Source organism: Parajatrophihabitans canadensis, assembly GCF_053764775.1.
The window spans coordinates 1,989,843-2,009,501 of sequence record NZ_CM132445.1 but is presented as its reverse complement, the minus strand read 5'-3'; the positions used below and the strand labels follow the sequence as shown (position 1 = coordinate 2,009,501).

The following is a 19,659-nucleotide window of genomic DNA, read 5'->3' as shown; positions in this document are numbered from 1 at the left end:
GGGTGGGCCTGCCGCGCTTGTCGATTTCTTGCTCGCACGGCCGCGTTGGGTGTTACCAGCCAGAGGACCGCGTTAGCGCAGGAGGCAGGTTCCGCGCAGAACCGTTTGCGCCGTACTTACGTTCGCGCCGTACTTACGTTCGCGCCGTACTTACGTTCGCGCCGTACTTACCGCTTGCACAGCCTTACCGCTTGCACAGCCTTACCGCTTGCGCTTGTTACCGCGTGAACCTCGGTTGGGGTTGGCCCGCCGTTGCCGAGGGGGCGCAGGCCTGTTGCCGTTTTCAGACGACGCTGCCGTCTCGGTTCGAACCTCCGGGGTGTCAGAATCCAAAGAGGGAGCGCTGTAAGTGAGCGAGGCCTTCGTCTCGGTCCGACCGAGGCCCTTCGCCGAGATGTTGGGGTGATCATCGGCGCCTGGCCCGCCCGCAGCGATATCGGCGATCACTCGCTCCGCAGCTGCTACCGGATCTGGGACTACACCGTTGTCGATGGGCGCGCTGTCCATCGGAGCCGCGGCAGCAGCGTCGTCCTCCACCTGAACCTCGAGGTTGAATAGGAAGCCCACCGACTCCTCTTTGATCGCGTCCATCATCGCGCTGAACATGTCAAAACCCTCTTTTTGATATTCCACCAGAGGGTCACGTTGAGCCATTGCCCGAAGACCGATGCCTTCTTGCAGGTAGTCCATTTCATAAAGATGCTCGCGCCACTTGCGGTCCAAAACCGACAGCAGCACCCGACGTTCGAGTTCGCGCGTAACGTCCGGGCCCAGATCCGCTTCTCGCTGCTCGTAAGCGGCGAGCGCGTCGGCGACGATCTCTTCAACGAGAAACTCCCGCGTCAAATCGTTGCGATTGCCGCCCGCGGTCTCGATCGCCTCGTCAATGGTCAACGAGATCGGGTAGAGGGTCTTCAGTGCCACCCAAAGTTGTTCGAGGTCCCATTCTTCGGGATAGCCGGAGGAGGTTGCGCCCTCGACGTAGGAGGTCACGGCGTCCGTGATCATCGGCGGTATCTGCCCAGACATGTCCGCGCCAGAGAGGACCTTGCGCCGCTCGTCGTAGATCACCGTCCGCTGCTTGTTGAGCACCTCGTCATATTTCAGAACGTTCTTGCGGATCTCGAAGTTCTGCTGTTCGACCTGAGTCTGAGCCGATTGAATTGCCTTGGACACCTGCTTGTTCTCGATCGGAGTGTCCTCGGGCAACCGCATGAAGTTCATGATCGAGGCAATGCGGTCGCCGTTGAAGCGGACCATGAGGTCGTCGCCAAGAGACAGGTAGAACCGCGAGAAGCCCGGATCGCCCTGGCGGCCTGATCGGCCGCGGAGCTGGTTGTCGATTCGGCGCGACTCGTGTCGCTCGGTGCCAAGTACGTACAGGCCGCCAAGTTCGACGACCTCGTCGTGCTCTCTGGCAATGCTTTCCTTCGTCTTGGCCAGAACCTCAGGCCAGAGCGCCTCGTACTCCTCTGGAGTCTCGGCCGGAGTGACGCCGCGCTCGCGCAGTTCTGCATCTGCCATGAATTCTGGGTTGCCGCCGAGCATGATGTCGGTACCCCGACCGGCCATGTTCGTCGCAACGGTGATCGCGCCCTTGCGACCGGCCATCGCTACGATCGCTGCTTCGCGATCGTTCTGCTTCGCGTTGAGGACCTCGTGGGGGATTCCGCGACGCAACAGAAGGTTGGCCATGATTTCGGATTTGGCGACACTCGCGGTGCCGACAAGAACAGGCTGGCCCTTTTCGTAGCGTTCGGCCAGATCGTCAATCACCGCGGCGAACTTCGCATCCTCAGTTTTGTAGACGAGGTCGGTCGCGTCCTCGCGCACCATCGGGCGGTTCGTCGGAATCGGGACGACGCCGAGCTTGTAGATCTGGTGCAACTCGGCAGCTTCGGTCTGTGCCGTTCCCGTCATACCGGAGAGTCGTTTGTACAGCCGGAAGTAATTCTGCAACGTGATCGTTGCGAGCGTTTGGTTCTCTTGTTGGATCGCGACGCCTTCTTTGGCCTCGATCGCCTGGTGCATACCTTCGTTGTAGCGGCGACCCGACAACACACGTCCGGTGAACTCGTCGACGATTAGGACCTCGCCGTCCCGCACTATGTAGTCGCGGTCGCGCTTGTAGAGTTCCTTCGCCTTGACCGCGTTGTTGAGATAGCCGACCAGCGGCGTGTTAGCGGCCTCGTAGAGGTTTTCGATGCCTAGCTGGTCCTCAACAAACTCGACACCCTCTTCGGTGATGGCAATTGTGCGCTTGCCTTCCTCGACCTCGTAGTGCTCATCCTTTTTCATTCGTGGCGCCAACCGGGCGAATTCCGGGTACCACCGCTGGTTGTCATCGGCTGGCCCAGAGATGATCAACGGAGTCCGGGCCTCGTCGATAAGGATCGAGTCCACCTCGTCGACGACAGCAAAGTTGTGGCCGCGCTGCACCAAGTCGTCTGTCGACCACGCCATGTTGTCACGGAGGTAGTCGAACCCGAATTCGTTGTTGGTGCCATAGGTGATATCGCAGGCGTAGCTGGCTCGCCGCTGCTCGGGGGTCATGTTCGACAAGATCTTGCCGACTGACAGGCCCAAGAAACGGTGTACTCGACCCATCCAGTCGCCGTCACGTTCAGCGAGATAGTCGTTGACGGTGACGACGTGCACGCCTTCACCGGACAGCGCGTTGAGGTAGGCGGGCAGGGTTGAGACCAGTGTCTTGCCCTCACCGGTCTTCATCTCGGCGATGTTGCCAAGATGCAGTGCCGCCCCGCCCATGAGCTGAACGTTGTAGTGAAATTGGCCGAGCGTGCGGCGAGCGGCTTCGCGCACCACCGCGAAGGCTTCGGGCAGCAACTCGTCAAGAGTCTCGCCGTCTCCATAGCGCGCTTTGAACTGGTCGGTCAGCGCCCGTAACTCGGCATCGGTGAGATCGACATAGTCCTCTTCGAGGGTGTCGATGTGATCGGCTATGGACGACAGGCGTCTGACGATTTTACCTTCGCCAGCGCGTAGCAACTTGTTGAGAACCACCCAGCGATACTACGTGCGAGCAGGCCGCCTCGTAACGACAGCGTCACAATTGCCGGTCCGGCGCTCCTCAGCGTTCAATCAACTTCGGCCAGCCCTGAGCTATGTTCATTCGCGGTACAGCGCGTGTTTGCCTATGTACTGCACGACTCCGTCAGGGACGAGGTACCAAACAGGCCGCTCCGACCGCACCCGCTCGCGAACCGCCGATGACGAGATCGCCATCGCCGGCACGTCTAACAACGTCACAGAGGTGGACGGCAAGTGGTCGCCTGACAAGTGATAGCCGGGCCGAGTCACTCCCACAAAATGGCACATACCGAACAGCTCGTCGGCATCCTTCCAGGACAGAATCTGATGAAGCGCATCGGCTCCGGTGATGAAGAAGAGCTCGGCACCGGGTCGAATCTTCGCTATGTCACGAACCGTGTCCACTGTGTACGTCGGTCCGGGGCGGTCGATATCGACGCGGCTGACCCAGAATCGTGGATTCGATGCGGTCGCGACCACGGCCATCAGGTACCGGTGTTCAGCCGGGCTGACCTCCCGATCTGCCTTCTGCCACGGCTGGCCGGTCGGCACGAAAACAACCTCGTCAAGGTCGAAGAGATCTGCGACCTCACTCGCGGCGACGAGGTGGCCGTGGTGGATCGGATCGAAGGTCCCGCCCATGATGCCGACCCTCGCCGATGACTCGGTCGGACTCGAATCGTTGTGACCATATCTTCGGGCCGCCGCTGAGGTCATGGCGGAATCCTACGAGGCGTGCGTTTGCGACCTTGCCCGCCCGTTACTTCTGCGGTGCAGCGGTCGGCGTGATCGGACGTGGCAGATCGGTTTGACCCATCAGCCACTCGTCGACCGCAGAGGCCGCCGATCGTCCTTCGGCAATCGCCCACACGATCAGACTCTGACCTCGGCCGATGTCTCCGGCGACAAAGACGCCATCGACGTTGCTCGCCCAGCGCGAGTCGCGGCTTACGGTCCCACGATCGGTGAAGTCCACACCCAGCGAATTGAGCAAATCACCACGTTCGGGGCCAGTGAAACCCATCGCTAACAGCACGAGGTCACAACCGAGCTCGAAGTCGCTGCCTTCTATCTTGGCGAACCGGCCATCAACAAGTTCGACTTCATGCGCCAGTAAGGCAGTGACGTTGCCACTGTCATCGCCGACGAATCTTTCGGTGTTGACAGCAAAAACCCGCTCGCCGCCCTCTTCGTGCGCTGATGAAGTCCGGAAGATGAAAGGCCAGGTGGGCCAGGGGTTGGTCTCCGGCCGAGACTCCGGGGGGCGCGCCATGATTTCGAATTGGTGGACGGATATCGCGCCTTGACGATGCGAAGTCCCCAGACAGTCGGCGCCCGTGTCGCCGCCGCCAATGATGACTACGCGCTTGCCCTTGGCGGTGATAGGTGCCGCACTCAGGTCGCCCTGCTGTACCCGGTTGGCCCAAGGCAGGAATTCCATCGCCTGATGGATTCCGCTCAGCTCCCGACCTGGGACGGGCAGGTCGCGCCACTGCGTCGCTCCGCCTGCCAGCACGACCGCATCGTGATCCGCCCGAAGTTGTGCAGCGGTGATGTCTACGCCAACGTTGACGCCGGTACGGAACTCGGTGCCCTCAGCCGTCATCTGTGCCAGGCGCCGATCGATCGCCTTCTTCTCCATCTTGAACTCAGGAATGCCGTAACGAAGTAGCCCGCCGATGCGATCTGCCCGCTCGAACACCGTGACTTGGTGGCCCGCCCGCGTCAGCTGCTGGGCCGCGGCCAATCCTGCCGGACCCGAACCCACGACGGCCACTTTCTTACCGGTCCTTCGCGTCGGCACCTGAGGTGTGACCCAACCCTCGGCAAAGGCACGCTCGATGATCTCTTTTTCGATCTGCTCGATGGTCACTGGCTTCTGGCTGATTCCCAGCACACAGGAGGCCTCGCAGGGCGCGGGACATAGCCGACCGGTGAACTCTGGAAAGTTGTTGGTCGCATGCAGCCGGTCGATAGCGTCGGCCCAGCGATCACGGTAGACAAGATCATTCCATTCCGGAATCAAGTTGCCGAGCGGGCAGCCGTTGTGGCAGAAGGCAATGCCACAGTCCATGCAACGGCCGGCCTGGTCTGCTACGGACTTCTGATCGAATGGCTCGTAAACCTCTCGCCAGTCCTGCAGCCGGATCTCTACCGGACGCCGCTGTGGTAGCTCGCGGTCGTGCTTGAGAAATCCCGTGACGTCACCCACGCCTGGCCTCGCTTATCTGATCGGCTCCTACAGATGGGACGACGCCGGCCCGATGTCGAACAATACTTGAACTTCCAACCGAGATTCCGACCGAAGACGGGCGTGCGTCGCAAATCACCCGATTTGTCAGGTCCAGTGGGAACGTGTGATTCCTCTCTGTCACCCGATCTGGCCGGTCAACGGATCTGGCCGTCGCCGAACACCACCCATTTGGTCGACGTGAGCTCCCGCAAGCCCATCGGCCCCCGCGCGTGGAGCTTCTGGGTTGAGATGCCGATCTCGGCACCGAAGCCGAACTCGCCACCGTCGGTGAATCGCGTCGAAGCGTTCACCACCACTGCTGCCGAGTCGACTCGGCTCACGAACCGCCGCGCGGCTGCCAGGTCGGCGGTCACGATGGCGTCGGTATGGCCGGAGGACCAGCGTCTGATGTGATCGATCGCCTCATCAAGGTCTGCGACTACTCTCGCGGCGAGATCCAGGGAGAGGTACTCCGTTGCCCAGTCCTCATCGGTAGCTTCAACAACGTCAGCATTGACGTGGACAAACTGCTCGTCTCCGTGCACAACGACGCCCAGCACCTGCAACGCAGAGGTGATTCGGGGTAGGAACTGGTCGGCGATCGCCTGGTGTACGAGTAAGGACTCGGCGGAGTTGCAGACGCTGGGACGCGAGATCTTGGAGTTGACCACGATCCGTTCAGCCATGTCGAGATCGGCGCTCGCGTCGATGAAGATATGGACGTTGCCGACGCCGGTTTCGATTACCGGAACGGTCGAATTCTCAACGACAAAATTGATCAGCCCGGCGCCACCACGCGGAATGATGATGTCGACCAAGCCTCGGGCGTGCAGCAGATGAGAGACACTCGATCGATCGGTACCTGGAACCAATTGAATGGCGTCCGCGGGCAAGCCTGACTTCGCTGCGGCGTCAGCCAGGACGGACACCAAGGCTTGGTTCGATTCGAAGGCACTCCCAGAACCGCGCAGCAGGGCGGCGTTGCCTGATTTGATCGCCAACCCTGCCGCATCGACGGTCACATTCGGACGGGCCTCGTACACCATGGCCACCACGCCGAACGGCACCCTGATTTCCTTGATCTCGAGACCGTTGGGTTGGGTGAAGCCACGGACCACTTCGCCGACCGGATCCGGCAGGCCAGCCACATCGCGCAAACCCTGTGCCATTGCCGCAACACGCTCGTCGTCAAGGCTGAGCCGGTCGATCAGCTGCTCCGAAGTACCAGCCATGCGAGCGGCCGCCACGTCGCGAGCGTTTGCGGTGAGGACAACATCTGCCGAGGCCTCAAGCGAATCGGCCATCGCGAGGAGGGCCAGGTCTTTTGCGCCGCGAGTCATGGGGGCCAGTTCGACGGCCGCTGCTCGGGCCCGGGCTGCGACGGCGCGCACGTCGGCCTCGGAGACGATGGGGGTGCTCGCGGCGCTGGTCATGAGCTCAGGATAGTGACTACAGGACGATGAGGTCGTCGCGGTGAACAGCTTCACGGCGCAATTCCGCTGGCAGGTCGCGGGTCCGTTTGCCCAAGAGCACGGGCATGTCCTCTGAATCGAACGCGACCAGGCCGCGCGCGACCACGGCGCCGGTTTGATCTGCCAGCTCAACCGGATCGCCCGAGGAGAAATCCCCAGCGAAGGCAACGATCCCAGCGGGCAACAGCGACACGCGACGGTCTATCACCGCGACCACAGCGCCGGGATCAAGCACCAGCCGACCTCGCGGAGTGGTGGCGTGACGTAACCAGAACAGGCGCGAGGCGGTGCGTCGTCCGAGCGGAACAAAGAAGGTGCCGCCCCGGCCGGCGAGACCAGCAGCAGCCGAGGCTGCCTCCGTCAGCAGCACCGGAATGCCGGCGCCGGTTGCGATGGACGCTGCGTCGATCTTCGTCGACATTCCGCCGGTACCGACCGATGAGCCGGTGCCACCGACCCGGGCCCTGGCGAGGTCGGCCTCGCTGTCAACCTCGGAGATCAGTTCGGCTCCTGGCTTACGCGGATCGGAGGTATAAAGGCCATCGATATCGGATAGCAGCAACAACGCGTCGGCCTGGACCAGGTGCGCCACCAACGCTGCAAGACGGTCGTTGTCTCCAAATCGGATTTCATGCGTCGCTACCGTGTCGTTCTCGTTCACGATCGGAATCACACCTAGGGCGAGGAGTCGTTCCAGTGTGCGGACTGCATTGCGGTAGTGCCCGCGACTATGCAGGTCATCGGCGGTCAGCAAGACCTGTCCTACGGTGAGTCCGTGCAGAGAAAAGGCCGCGGCATAACGTTCGGCCAGCAGTAGCTGACCGACACTCGCCGCGGCCTGCTGGGTGGCCAGATCCCGGGGGCGGCCCTTCAGGCCGAGTGGGCCGATTCCCGCCGCAATTGCGCCGGAGGAGACGAGCACTACCTGCTGCCCGGCCGCGCGGCGGGCTGCGAGGGCATCGACGAGACTCTGGATGCGATTTGGGTCGAGGCGGCCGCGTTGCGTCAGCGAGGAGGACCCAACCTTGACGACAGTACGGCCCGCAGCCGCCACGGCTGCTCGGGTAACAGGTCGTCCATCAGGGGACGATGCGGGTTCAGTCATCGCGAGCGGCGTTGTAGTCGCTAGTCGTCATCAAGCGAGCCGGCACCAGAGTGGCCGGCTGACATGCGAGCTTCCACGAGTAACTCGTCATCGGACAGATGCGCACGCCGTGCCTTCTTGGCCGCCAGCCGATCGTCGGCATTCGGACGCGTCACATTGTCCAGTCGTTCGTCTGTTCCTCGCCGAGTGGGCTGGTACTCATCGTCGGCCATGCCGGACGTCGGTTCGAAGTCGAACACGAAGTCACCGATCGTCACAGTCGCTCCAGGCATCGCGCCCAGTTTCGCCAATTGCTGTTCGACGCCCAAGCGAGCAAGCCTATCGGCGAGATAGCCGACTGCCTCGTCGTTGTCGAACTGGGTCTGCCGCACCCAGCGTTCGGGTTTGGTCCCGCGGACGATGAACGCGTCCGGCTCGTCCGGATGTGGCGAAACGGTGAATCCCGATTCGTCCACAGCACGAGGCCGGATAACGATACGAGCGGGTGCCAACGCCTCCTGCCCAGCGCGGTATTCCTCGACAAGCCCGGCTAGTGCGAAGTTCAGTTCCCGCAAGCCGGCATGCGATACGGCTGAGATCGGGAAGACCCGATAGCCCCGTGACGTCAGCTCCTCGGTAACGAAGTCCGCGAGCTCAGCGGCCTCGGGGACGTCTGTCTTGTTCAAGGCGACGAGCCGGGGACGTTCGAGAAGGTCGCCGAGCGCGGACTCGTACTGACCGAGCTCGTTCTCGATCGCCTCGAGATCGCTGATCGGATCGCGACCCGGTTCCAGGGTGGCGCAATCCAGCACGTGCAGCAGAACAGCGCATCGCTCGATATGACGTAGGAAGTCCAGGCCGAGGCCTTTTCCTTCAGCGGCGCCGGGAATCAGGCCTGGGACGTCGGCGATGGTGTAGGTGGTCGCGCCAGCGCTGACCACTCCCAGGTTTGGCACCAGGGTGGTGAAGGGATAGTCCGCAATCTTTGGACGTGCAGCCGAAAGCGCAGCGATCAATGATGACTTGCCCGCGGAGGGAAAGCCCACCAGTCCCACGTCAGCCATCGACTTCAGCTCCAGAACGACGTCAAACGCCTCCCCCGGTTCGCCCAGCAGGGCAAAGCCGGGCGCCTTGCGCCGAGTCGATGCGAGCGCGGCGTTACCGAGCCCCGCGCGCCCGCCCTGGGCGACCACGAAACGAGTGCCTGCACCGGTGAGGTCAGCCACGGTTTCGCCGTCGACGTCGTGAACGACGGTCCCGTTGGGAACCCGGAGCTCTAAGTCTCCACCGTCAGCGCCGCTGCGGTTCTTGCCGCCGCCCGGCTTGCCGTTACCAGCCTTCTGGTGTGGATGGTGATGGAAATCCAGCAAGGTGTGGACCTGCGGGTCAACGACTAGGACGACATCGCCGCCGCGTCCGCCGTTAGCGCCGTCGGGACCACCAAGTGGCTTGAACTTCTCACGGTGTACGGAGGCACAACCGTGCCCGCCGTTTCCGGCGGTCACATGCAGGACCACCCGATCGACAAAACTCACCACTCGGGTGCTCCTTTCTATCGTCCGAAGGTTCTCGGGTTCGAGCGCTTCGCGCTAGCTCTAACGCAAAGAGCGGGCTCCGGTATGCCGGGCCCGCTCAACTGCGAGAAAGCTAACTATCGGTTGTCCGTGTCGGTAGCGCGGGCCCTCATGCCTCGACTGGGACGATACTGACCGTCTTGCGGCCACGCCGCTCGCCGAACAGAACGTTGCCATCGGCAAGTGCGAACAGAGTGTCGTCGCCACCCCGGCCGACCAGGTCGCCCGGATGGAACTTCGTGCCACGCTGCCGCACGATGATCTCGCCTGCGTTCACGAGCTGCCCACCGAATCGCTTCACGCCAAGCCGCTGGGCGGCAGAGTCGCGACCGTTACGGGAGCTGGATGCGCCCTTCTTATGTGCCATGACTACTTGCCTCCGCTTTCAATGCCGGTGACCTTGACCTGCGAAAGCTTCTGGCGGTGGCCGATCCGCTTGTGGTAACCGGTCTTGTTCTTGAACTTGTGGATCTTGATCTTCGGACCCTTGATCTGACCGAGAACCTCACCGGTCACCGAGACGGCAGCTAGGGCCGCGGCATCGGTGGTGACCTCTTCGCCGTCGACCAGAAGGATGGCGGGCAACGCGACACTGGCACCCGCGGCGGCGTCGAGCTTCTCGACCGTGACGACGTCACCGACCGCGACTTTGTATTGCTTGCCGCCGGTTTTGACGATGGCGTACATCGTGAATTCACTCCTGTCGAACAGCTATCGAAATCTAAGGGTGCGTGCCCGGCACCAGAATGGGCCGAGTTTCGTCGGCCGCTATCTGTGACTGGCTCGTCTACGCAATAACGGCCCACTCAGATCTTGCTGTGGGCCGTAGTACAGATTACGGTACGACGGCCCCTGCAAGCAAAGTGGCTACCGGGCGGAGGTGTCGCTGCCCGCTGGCACCGAGCTCGAAACAGCGGCCGGCGGACCGGCCGGCCTGCTGGCCGCACGCCGACGCCGGGGTCGAGCGGCCGGGGCAGAGCCGTTGTCAGCAGCGGGCGATGCCGGCGACCCGACTGGCTCACTAGACCAACCTGGCCGCGCGGCGGCGTCCCAGTCAGCCCCGGGATCGGAATCGGTTCTTGTGCTGGACCGCCCCATTCTCGCGGACTCAGCCACCCGCATGGCGCCTGAGATTGGCTCGTCGTGCGTCTCCGGCGTCAGCTCGACGGGCCTCGCTTCGGACAACGGCGAGGTTGACGCTTGCGTACTAGCCCACGCAGAATCAGCGACCTCGGCCGCGGCAGACCCCGAATTCGCGTATTCAACGGCGCCACCGCCTACATCGTCGGTAGCCACGTCAGCGAGACTGCCTGCATCGGTGTCTGCATCGGTGTCTGAACCGCCGCCGACCTCGTCATGATGGTTCGTCGCCGCGGCGATCGCCGCAATCGCGCTCGCAGCTGCCCGGCGTTTGTCGGCATCAACCACCAGTGCCGCTGCGTCGGTGCCCTCGTTGACCGAAGCCTTCGATTTGCGCCCGCGCTTACCTCGAGTCGGGCGGTCTTCATCAGCAGCCGTCGATTGGACCGGACCACCGAATTTACGCTCGACCGGATCGGTGTGGACGATGACGCCGCGACCCTTGCAGTGCTCGCAGGGCTCGCTGAACGCCTCGAGCAAGCCCTCACCGACCCGCTTACGCGTCATCTGCACCAGGCCTAGTGAGGTCACCTCGGCGACCTGATGCTTAGTGCGGTCGCGGCCGAGACACTCTGTCAGCCGGCGCAGCACCAGCTCACGGTTGCTCTCGAGCACCATGTCGATGAAGTCGATGACCACAATGCCACCGATATCGCGCAGACGGAGTTGCCTGACGATCTCTTCGGCGGCCTCGAGGTTGTTGCGAGTGACGGTTTGCTCGAGGTTGCCACCGGAACCCGTGTATTTGCCGGTGTTGACGTCGATGACGACCATCGCTTCGGTGCGATCGATGACGAGTGACCCGCCTGAGGGGAGATACACCTTGCGATCCAGTGCCTTCGTCAATTGCTCGTCAACACGCAGATCGTGGAACAGATCGGATTCAGCGGTGTGCAGTGAAATCCGATTGGCCAGCTCCGGAGCAACGTCGGAAACGTAGTCGGTGATGGTCGCGTAGATATCCGCTCCCGCTACCCGCAGCTGCTTGAAGTCGTCGTTGAAGACGTCGCGGACAACCCGGATCGCCAGATCGGGCTCGCCGTATACAAGGCTAGGCGAATCTGAGGTCTTGGCAGACTTGACCGAGATCGCATCCCACTGGGCCTTGAGACGCTCCACGTCGCTGACCAGGTCGTCCTCGGACGCGCCTTCGGCGGCGGTCCGCACGATCACCCCTGCGTCGTCAGGTACCACCTTTTTGAGAATCGCCTTGAGGCGGGTGCGCTCGACATCGGGCAGCTTTCGGCTGATTCCGGTCATCCCGCCACCGGGTATGTAGACCACGAACCGGCCGGGTAGCGAGATCTGGCTGGTCAGGCGCGCGCCCTTGTGTCCGATCGGGTCCTTGGTGACTTGAACCAGCACCATGTCACCCGAACTGAGTGCGTTCTCGATGGCTCGCGACTTGCCCTCGAGTCCGGCAGCATCCCAGTTCACCTCGCCGGCATAGAGCACGCCATTGCGTCCGCGGCCGATGTCGACGAAGGCGGCCTCCATGGAAGGCAGCACGTTCTGGACCCGCCCGAGGTAGACGTTGCCTACCGCGCTGGTGGCGGTTGCTCGCGTCACGTAATGCTCGACGAGGATGTTGTCCTCGAGCACAGCTATCTGGGTTCGATCGCCCGTCTGGCGTACAGCCATCACTCGGTCGACTGCTTCACGGCGGGCCAGGAATTCCGCTTCGGTGAGGATCGGGGCCCGACGGCGGCCTGAGTCTCTGTTGTCGCGACGACGTTGACGCTTCGCCTCCAGACGCGTGCTGCCCTTAACGCCGCGAACCCCGTCGGAATCGGCCTCGTTGCCACGACCGCCTCCGGCCGGGCGTGAGTCTGAACGGGAATCGCGGACGTGCACCACGGTGTTCGGCGGATCATCGTCTGCGGTCGCGTCGGCGCCTGAGGCGTCGTCGCCGCCTGAAGATCGCCGCCGACGGCGACGGCGACGGGCGCTAGCCGAAAGTGCCGCCTCAGCAACCTCTTCGGCATGGTCTGCCTCTTCGACTACGTCGATTTCGGAATCGTCGGCGTCGTCGTCGCTTGCACGCGCGCCATCGTCTTCGTCGGTCGACCCATCAGGGAGGTTGCCTGCGTCGGTGTCGTTTGTCTGCGCGTCGTGTGCGTCGCCAGTGCGGCTGCCGCGGCCACGGCGGCCCCGACGGCGACGGCGACGGCCACTGCCCGATTCAGTCGCATCTTCACCCTCGTCGGGCAACTCACCGGCCGTCAAGGCCTCAGCAGCGGGAAGGTCTTCACCCTGGTCGTCGGGGCGGACGCCATCGTCAGTCCCCTCGCCCGGAATCGTTTGCCCGGATTGCGAAGATCGCCTCGACCCCGAGGTGGAACGCTCGTCCTTACGTCCCGAGGTGGTCGAGGTCCTTCCGCGGGTCCGTGTCGGGCGGGATCCAGCCGGTTCAGCGTCGCTCGGCTCTGTCGACTCTCCCGCCGACGAAGTTGATTCCGACGCTAGCGGCAAGAGCGATGCGTCAATTGACTTGGCCGCAGATTTGGAGCCGCCGCGACGCCTGCTTGGGGCCGGTGTCGATTCGGACGGTGGTTGGAACAGCACGGACGGCGCCGCGAGTACAGGACCCGACGCCGCGGCAGCTTGGCCGGCCGGTTGGCTCTCCGCGATGTCCGCAGGTGGCCCGTAGGCCGAGCCGTCGGCGCTCGGAGGTTGATCCGTCGAATTCGCAACCGAAGCCGTCGCCTTGGTGGCCCGCTTGCGCGTAGCTTTCTTCGCTGCTTTTGCCGGTGGCTCCGGCTCACCTGCAGTCGGCGCCCCTGCCAGCTGGGCGCCGGCCGCATCTCCGTCAGCAGTCGCCATTGCAGGGGCCGCAGCCTTCTTCGGAGCGGCCTTGCGCGCGCGGGTCGCCTTTTTCGCAGGCTCGGTGGCGGGAGCTTCGGAAGCGATGGTTACGCCCTCGCTGTTGCCCGCCTTCGCGACGGTCGCCTTCGCCGCCTTGACAGCTTTGACAGCTTTCGTCGCCGCCCGTGGTGCCCGTTTGGCGGCAGCTTTGCGAGGGGCCCTCTTGGATGGCGCCGTCGCATCGGGAACGCCATCGAGAACCGGCGCGGTCGGACTGTTCAATTCTGGATTGTTGTCAGGTTCGTTGTCGAGCATGTGCTCGTGCTGCTCCTTCTGATAGCCGGGGCAGCTCACCGGGTCTTTTCCTCGGTGAGCGACCGCACAGCAATATCGAGGCAGCCCACCCGCAAGCGGGCTGCAAAGTCTGCTCCTCGCTCGTCAGCGGTTGCCGACGGGCGTTTCGTTGTTCAAAAGCTGAGTGCTACCTAACGGGTCGCCCACTACACCGGCGTCATCGATCGGTCCCTGCGCCAGTCTGGTAGCCCGCGGGGGCTGTGACTGGGCGAAACCGGCGACGGACTGCAGCGCGGTGAGTACATCGTCAGGCCGTACAGCGGGGGTTACCTGCCGTACCACCATGTCGAGTATCGCACGTCCACCGTCGTTACCTCTGCCGGTGGCAGCTGAGTTCGTCACGTTTGCGGCATAATCGCTCGCGCCGCCGGGGCCGCTTGGGTTCGCTATTCCGCCGTCGGTGACGCGGCTCGCGGCCTCCGAAAGCTCCGTCGAACCGAGCGTTTTTGGGGCCGACACCGACGCCCAAACGATCGCCGAGCGGGCATCAATGCTGCGTTTCCCGTCCTTTGTTAAACGATCGACAAGCACTGATTCTTCCGCAAGCAACGCCTCGACCGCATTGCTCAGCGATTCGCCGACCGGCGCGTCAGCGGCCCCGACACCATCAGCGCCACCGGTGAATTCCAGGCGCCACCAGGACGCTTGAATCTGATCGGCCAAGGATCCCGGCGGGCAGTCCGCGATGTCCCGCGCTGAGACCATGTCGAGGCCGTCGGGTAGGACGCTGTCGAGCGCCGCCCGCACGGCTTCGGGGTCGCAACGCTCGGCTAGCGCGATCTCGAGGTATTCCGCCTCCGAACCGACTCCGGTAGGCGCCGCGCCCACATAACTGATCTTGGGGTGTGGGTGGAAGCCGGCCGAATACGCCATCGGGATGTTCGCGCGACGGAGCGATCGCTCGAACGCACGCGCGAAATCACGGTGCGAGGAGAACCGCATCCGGCCCCGCTTGGCATAGCGGAGGCGGATCCGCTGCACGATCGGCGGCGGCGGCGGCCCCTCGGGTTGGCGGCGGCTCACTCGGGCACTCCCTCGGCCAGCGGTACGCCAGTACGCACACTCACCGTTTCACAGCTAGGGGCAGGAGTGACTTGCCGGTTGGCCCGACCTGGATATCGGTGCCCATCGTTGGGCAGACGCCACAGTCGAAGCAAGGTGTCCAGCGACAGTCGTCCTGCTCGTAGCCGGTCAGCGCATCCTGCCAGTCGTCCCACAGCCACTGTTTGTCCAGCCCGGAATCGAGATGGTCCCAGGGCAGAACCTCGTCGGCATCACGCTCACGGGTTGTGAAAAAGTGGACATCGACGAGCTCGTCGGCAAATACCGATTCGGCCGCGCTCATCCAACGCGCAAAGGAGAAATACTCGCTCCAGCCGTCGAAACGAGCACCGTTTCGCCAGACCTGCTCGATGACGGCACCGACTCGACGATCGCCCCGCGACAGCAGCCCTTCGATCAATGACGGCTCGCCATCGTGATAGCGCATGCCGATATTGCGGCCCAGCGACTTGTCAGTGTTGATGGCCGCCCGCAACTTTCTCAGTCGCTCGTCGATGACCTCAGGCGCGGCTTGAGCAGCCCATTGAAAGGGCGTGTGCGGTTTAGGGACGAACCCGCCGATCGACACGGTGGCTTTGATGTCGCGTGATCCGGTCGCCTTACGGCCGGCTCGGATGACGTCCTGCGCCATCGTGGCGATCTCCAGAACATCTTCATCTGTCTCGGTCGGCAAGCCACACATGAAGTACAACTTCACCTGTCGCCAGCCCTGCGAATAAGCCGCGCTCACCGTATTGATCAGGTCGTCGTGGCTGACCATCTTGTTGATAACGCGCCGCAGTCGTTCCGAGCCGCCCTCAGGTGCAAACGTCAGTCCTGACCGCCGACCGTTGCGTGAGAACTCGTTGGCGAGATCGATATTGAAGGCGTCCACCCGTGTGGACGGAAGCGACAGCGACACCCGCGACTCTTCATACCGGTCAGCCAGTTGCTTCGAAAGTGGGCCGATCTCAGAATGGTCTGCGCTAGAAAGGGAGAGCAGCCCCACCTCTTCGAAGCCGGTCGCCGCCAAGCCAGCCTCGACCATCTTGCCAATACCTTCGATCGACCGCTCGCGGACGGGGCGCGTGATCATGCCCGCTTGGCAGAAGCGGCAGCCTCGGGTGCAACCCCGGAAAATCTCGACCGACATTCGCTCATGCACGGATTCGGCCAACGGGACCAGCGGTGTCTTGGGATAGGGCCAAGCGTCAAGGTCCATGACGGTGTGCTTGAGGACCCGAGCCGGAACGCGATCACGGTTGGGCGTCACCGCCGCTAACTTTCCGTCGGGAAGGTAGGTCACGTCGTAGAACCGCGGAACGTAGACCCCACCGGTTTCGGCGAGGCGAGTGAGCAGTTCGTCGCGTCCCCCGGGGGACCCTTCGTCCTTGAAGGCGGCGATTACATCGGTGATGGCACCGACGATCTGCTCGCCGTCACCGAGGACAGCTGCATCGATGAAGTCGGCAACCGGCTCGGGATTGAACGCTGCGTGTCCGCCGGCGAGCACGATCGGGTGCGAGTCCTCGCGATCGGCAGAATGCAGCGGGATCCGCGCGAGGTCGAGCGCGGTGAGCATGTTCGTGTAGCCGAGTTCGGTCGAAAATGACACGCCGAACACATCGAAGGCGCCGATCGGCCGATGACCGTCGACCGTGAACTGGCTTATACCGTGCTCGCGCAGGAGATTCTCGAGATCGGGCCAGACCGAATACGTTCGCTCGGCCAAAGCATCTGTTCGTTCGTTGAGGACCTCGTACAGGATCTGAATGCCCTGATTGGGCACTCCGACCTCGTAGGCATCGGGATACATCAAGGCCCACCGAACCTTGGCCGACTCCCAATCCTTCGTTCGTGCGTTCAGCTCGCCGCCAACATATTGGATGGGCTTTCGCACCTGCATGAGCAGCGGTTCCAGCTGATCGAACAGGGAATCTGCAGTATCGGCACTCACGCTGACTCATCCTACGTGGTAAGCCGGGACCCTCGTACGCTTAAGCCCTGAGTTCCCGGGCATCCAGTGCAGCCCAGTCTGCCGCGGGAGTAGCCACCGGAGATCTTCACACTCATATCGTGGTGGCGACGCCTAACGAGGTAAGAGTCCGGCCCGGAAAGATCAAGCTCACGGACCCGACGCCGAGCCGCTTCTGAATAACCTCGCCTAGGACGTCAAACGCGCCGTTCAGACCAGCGACATCACCCGAATCGAGGGTATCGGGACTCAGCTTCGCCCATTTGCCGTGCACGTTGCCGCCGGCCACGCCGCCACCAAGCAGCCACATCACACTGCCATGACCGTGGTCGGTGCCACCGCTGGCGTTCATCGCCACCCGGCGTCCGAATTCGGTCATGACGACGACCGTCACGCGCTTGCGACGGATGGGTCCGAGATCGGTGAGAAAGGCCGCCAGAGTGTTGGCTGCCGAGACGAGCTGCCGGTCCAACTGGCTTGCCTCGTTGGTGTGGGTGTCCCACCCGCCGACGTCGACAGTCGCGACCTGCAAGCCAGACTCCGCGCGCAGCAACGTCGCCAGATCGGCCATCGCGGTACCGAAGTTACCGCTCGGATAGGTAGCTCCGTTGCGGACTCCGGCGCTAGCCCTGACGCGCTCGGCCGTGCTCAGAGCCGCGAGCGTCGTCGGCACATCCTCTCCCAGCGGACCCGACAGCCCGCGATACAACGTCGTGATCGCGGCCTCGCTCTGCGCGGTGACGCCTGCCCAACCCGGGAACACGAACGATTTCAGGGAATTCATCGCCAGCGTGCGTTGATCTCCCGACATCGAAACCGGCAGCGCGGATCCTTGCGATACCGCTCGGAACGTCGTGCCTGGTCCGAGCGCTTGTAGGGTTCTGTCCAGCCACCCGGTCGGGGCCGTGTCCGAGCCGCCACGTTCGAGGAATTGCTGAGCCTGGAAGTGACTTCGGCTCACGCCCGAGGCTGATACTGCTGGCACGAATGCCAGCTCACCAGACCGCCAGAATGGCATCAAGGCGCCCACCGACTTGTTCAAAGCCCAGCCGCCGGTTCCCTCGAGGGCGATGAGGTTCGTCTCGCTCGGGATCAGGGAAGCTCTGGTGGAACGCAGGTATTCCAGACCCAAATCAGCCGAGGCTGGATGAAGGACCCGCAATCCGTCCGCGGCTCCCCTGAGGAAGACCACGATGAGCGTGTTGCCGTTCACCGTAGCGGGCGCCGCATAGGCAGCTCGCGTGGTCACCAACTGGCTCCCGAGTGCGGCAACTCCGACCATCCCCATTCCGGCGAGAAACGTGCGCCTGGTCCACGCGTTACTGGCCCACAATTCGTCCTGGGTACGGAGTGCCGTGCGCACCTGTTGGGCGCGGTGCTCGACGGTAAGCTCGGCTGCCCCCCTGTCGTGGCAGTCCGTTTCACGGTTACCGGAGGGCATGATGCGGCGCGTCGAGAATCAGCGGGATGAGGTGGCTGAGATACCAGCGCAGATTCGACTTGGCCAGCGGGGTGCTGGCGGGCTCACCAAGGAAGGTTTGCAGTGCGGCACGATGCGCCGGGGCGAACGACATTCCGGTCAACCGTCGGGTGAGCGCGTCGACTGCCGCACCGCTGGTGTTCGGCGTCGGCAGACCATATAGGCCTTCGGGATTCAGCTTTGAGAAGCCTTGATACCAGTTCTGAGCGAGTCCGCGGTGGTAGGCCCATTCAGTGAGCAGAGTTCCGGACGATCGCCAGGCGGCCGCCTGATCGGGATAACCATTGGGGGCACCCCAGTCCAGCGGCACGTTGCCAAGATCAGCAGTCATCCAATGCAGGCTTTGCAGTGCCTGCGACATGTTGGCCGGCCGGATGCCGAGAACGCGCACTGTCGCCAAGAGATTTTCGGTCGGTCGGCGAACCTTCGCGCCGCGACTCGACCAGAATTCGTCGGAACGAAGAATGGTCGACAGCATCGGCACAATCTGGGTCTTGCCAGCCAAGTACGACGCTGCCACCGCGCTCACGAGCGCTGCCGACGGAGTGTCCGATACGTATCGCACACACATCTTTTGCGCCAGACGGGTAGCTGTGCTCGGGTGCGTTGCGAGGTAACGCAGGTAGGCGTCACCGGCGGCCTCGCCGGCGGTAGCTGACGAATTCGGATGGCGGAACCCAAGAACCTGAATGGCTCCGAGCCAATGCTCTTCTGATCGATAGACGTAATTGGCGTTGACGTCCAAGCCTCGCCCGGTCAAGATCCGCGCTGAGTTCTTGACGTCATCCTCGGTGTATCGAGCACCGGTACCGACCGTATGCAGCTCGAGCAACTCGCGTCCGAAGTTCTCGTTGACCGCAGTCTTCTTCGACGATGCAAGGCTGAGATAGGTGAGCATCGCTGGGTTGCGGGCGGAAGCAAACAACATATCGGTGTACGAACCAAGTGCGTAGCGCCGGATGACGTCACGATCCATGGTGTGCCTGGTATTCCACAGGTCGCCGTTGTGATTGGACACGTTGAGGTGATTGGCGAAGAAGTCGACCACGGTTTCGTAGATTCGGGCCGGGCTCCATGCCTGTAACCCCAACGTCACCCTGCTCAGCTGGTCCATCGCTTCCCACCCGAACTCATTACCGTTGGCCTTGAGCCAGCTCCGTACCTGCGCAGGAGTCTGCTTGAGAAGCGGACCAGCGGCTGCCACAGCGGGCACCGCGGCGTAAGGCGCGAGCCGCTTGCCGCCGGCGATCTCGTCAGCGAACCAAGCGTCCGGGCCGTGTGCGCGCAAGAAGGCGCGGATGGTGGGCTCGGCACCGAAAGTGAAGCGGGACAGCAGATGGGTCTCTGGGTCCCAGACCAGCGGCGGACGAGCGGTCCGCGCGGCATGCGCCTGCGCTGCCGCGATCGACGGCCAGATTCGTATCGTCACAATGGATGTCGCTCTCCGTAG

General features: G+C 63.1%; 13 protein-coding genes. All 13 read right to left on the bottom strand.

Going from position 1 to position 19,659, the window contains the following annotated elements; all coding sequences use genetic code 11:
* Positions 1-201: 201 nt before the first annotated feature.
* Complete coding sequence (gene secA / locus ACSMXN_RS09885) at positions 202-3,024, bottom strand: preprotein translocase subunit SecA (protein ID WP_022911699.1); 2,823 nt, start codon at positions 3,022-3,024, stop codon at positions 202-204.
* 105 nt (positions 3,025-3,129) lie between these two features.
* A complete protein-coding gene (nadD, locus tag ACSMXN_RS09880; protein WP_022911698.1) occupies positions 3,130-3,768 on the bottom strand; it encodes a nicotinate-nucleotide adenylyltransferase in 639 nt (212 codons plus the stop codon).
* A 43-nt stretch (positions 3,769-3,811) separates the two neighbouring features.
* Complete coding sequence (locus tag ACSMXN_RS09875) at positions 3,812-5,263, bottom strand: glutamate synthase subunit beta (RefSeq protein ID WP_022911697.1); 1,452 nt, start codon at positions 5,261-5,263, stop codon at positions 3,812-3,814.
* A 176-nt stretch (positions 5,264-5,439) separates the two neighbouring features.
* Positions 5,440-6,717 carry a glutamate-5-semialdehyde dehydrogenase gene (locus ACSMXN_RS09870; protein ID WP_022911696.1) on the bottom strand — a complete coding sequence of 426 codons (1,278 nt, stop codon included), beginning with the start codon at positions 6,715-6,717 and terminating at the stop codon, positions 5,440-5,442.
* Between the two features lie 16 nt (positions 6,718-6,733).
* Complete coding sequence (proB, locus tag ACSMXN_RS09865; RefSeq protein ID WP_022911695.1) at positions 6,734-7,861, bottom strand: glutamate 5-kinase; 1,128 nt, start codon at positions 7,859-7,861, stop codon at positions 6,734-6,736.
* A 20-nt stretch (positions 7,862-7,881) separates the two neighbouring features.
* Positions 7,882-9,378 carry a GTPase ObgE gene (obgE, locus tag ACSMXN_RS09860; protein ID WP_022911694.1) on the bottom strand — a complete coding sequence of 499 codons (1,497 nt, stop codon included), beginning with the start codon at positions 9,376-9,378 and terminating at the stop codon, positions 7,882-7,884.
* 145 nt (positions 9,379-9,523) lie between these two features.
* Positions 9,524-9,781: a 50S ribosomal protein L27 gene (rpmA, locus tag ACSMXN_RS09855; protein ID WP_022911693.1), complete on the bottom strand. Its 258-nt coding sequence runs from the start codon at positions 9,779-9,781 to the stop codon at positions 9,524-9,526.
* Between the two features lie 2 nt (positions 9,782-9,783).
* Positions 9,784-10,101: a 50S ribosomal protein L21 gene (gene rplU, locus ACSMXN_RS09850; RefSeq protein ID WP_022911692.1), complete on the bottom strand. Its 318-nt coding sequence runs from the start codon at positions 10,099-10,101 to the stop codon at positions 9,784-9,786.
* 180 nt (positions 10,102-10,281) lie between these two features.
* Positions 10,282-13,674, bottom strand: a complete 3,393-nt coding sequence (locus ACSMXN_RS09845; protein WP_455407741.1) for an Rne/Rng family ribonuclease — start codon at positions 13,672-13,674, stop codon at positions 10,282-10,284.
* 123 nt (positions 13,675-13,797) lie between these two features.
* Complete coding sequence (locus tag ACSMXN_RS09840; protein WP_022911690.1) at positions 13,798-14,736, bottom strand: TIGR03936 family radical SAM-associated protein; 939 nt, start codon at positions 14,734-14,736, stop codon at positions 13,798-13,800.
* Positions 14,737-14,776: 40 nt separating this feature from the next.
* The gene (locus ACSMXN_RS09835; protein WP_051148757.1) at positions 14,777-16,660 is read right to left on the bottom strand and encodes a TIGR03960 family B12-binding radical SAM protein; all 1,884 of its coding nucleotides are present in this window, start codon (positions 16,658-16,660) and stop codon (positions 14,777-14,779) included.
* Positions 16,661-16,823: 163 nt separating this feature from the next.
* On the bottom strand, positions 16,824-18,170 hold the full coding sequence (locus ACSMXN_RS09830) for a DUF1501 domain-containing protein (protein ID WP_022911688.1): 1,347 nt from the start codon (positions 18,168-18,170) through the stop codon (positions 16,824-16,826).
* On the bottom strand, positions 18,157-19,638 hold the full coding sequence (locus tag ACSMXN_RS09825) for a DUF1800 domain-containing protein (protein ID WP_022911687.1): 1,482 nt from the start codon (positions 19,636-19,638) through the stop codon (positions 18,157-18,159). The genes ACSMXN_RS09830 and ACSMXN_RS09825 overlap by 14 nt, the downstream gene beginning before the upstream one ends.
* Positions 19,639-19,659: the final 21 nt, after the last annotated feature.

Excerpts from the sequence above, each read along its gene's own strand:
- ACSMXN_RS09830 (WP_022911688.1), bottom strand. The coding sequence starts at position 18,170 with ATGCCCTCCGGTAACCGTGAAACGGACTGCCACGACAGGGGGGCAGCC.
- rplU (WP_022911692.1), bottom strand. The coding sequence starts at position 10,101 with ATGTACGCCATCGTCAAAACCGGCGGCAAGCAATACAAAGTCGCGGTC.
- ACSMXN_RS09835 (WP_051148757.1), bottom strand. The coding sequence starts at position 16,660 with ATGCAGGTGCGAAAGCCCATCCAATATGTTGGCGGCGAGCTGAACGCA.
- ACSMXN_RS09870 (WP_022911696.1), bottom strand. The coding sequence starts at position 6,717 with ATGACCAGCGCCGCGAGCACCCCCATCGTCTCCGAGGCCGACGTGCGC.
- proB (WP_022911695.1), bottom strand. The coding sequence starts at position 7,861 with ATGACTGAACCCGCATCGTCCCCTGATGGACGACCTGTTACCCGAGCA.
- nadD (WP_022911698.1), bottom strand. The coding sequence starts at position 3,768 with ATGACCTCAGCGGCGGCCCGAAGATATGGTCACAACGATTCGAGTCCG.
- ACSMXN_RS09845 (WP_455407741.1), bottom strand. The coding sequence starts at position 13,674 with ATGCTCGACAACGAACCTGACAACAATCCAGAATTGAACAGTCCGACC.
- rpmA (WP_022911693.1), bottom strand. The coding sequence starts at position 9,781 with ATGGCACATAAGAAGGGCGCATCCAGCTCCCGTAACGGTCGCGACTCT.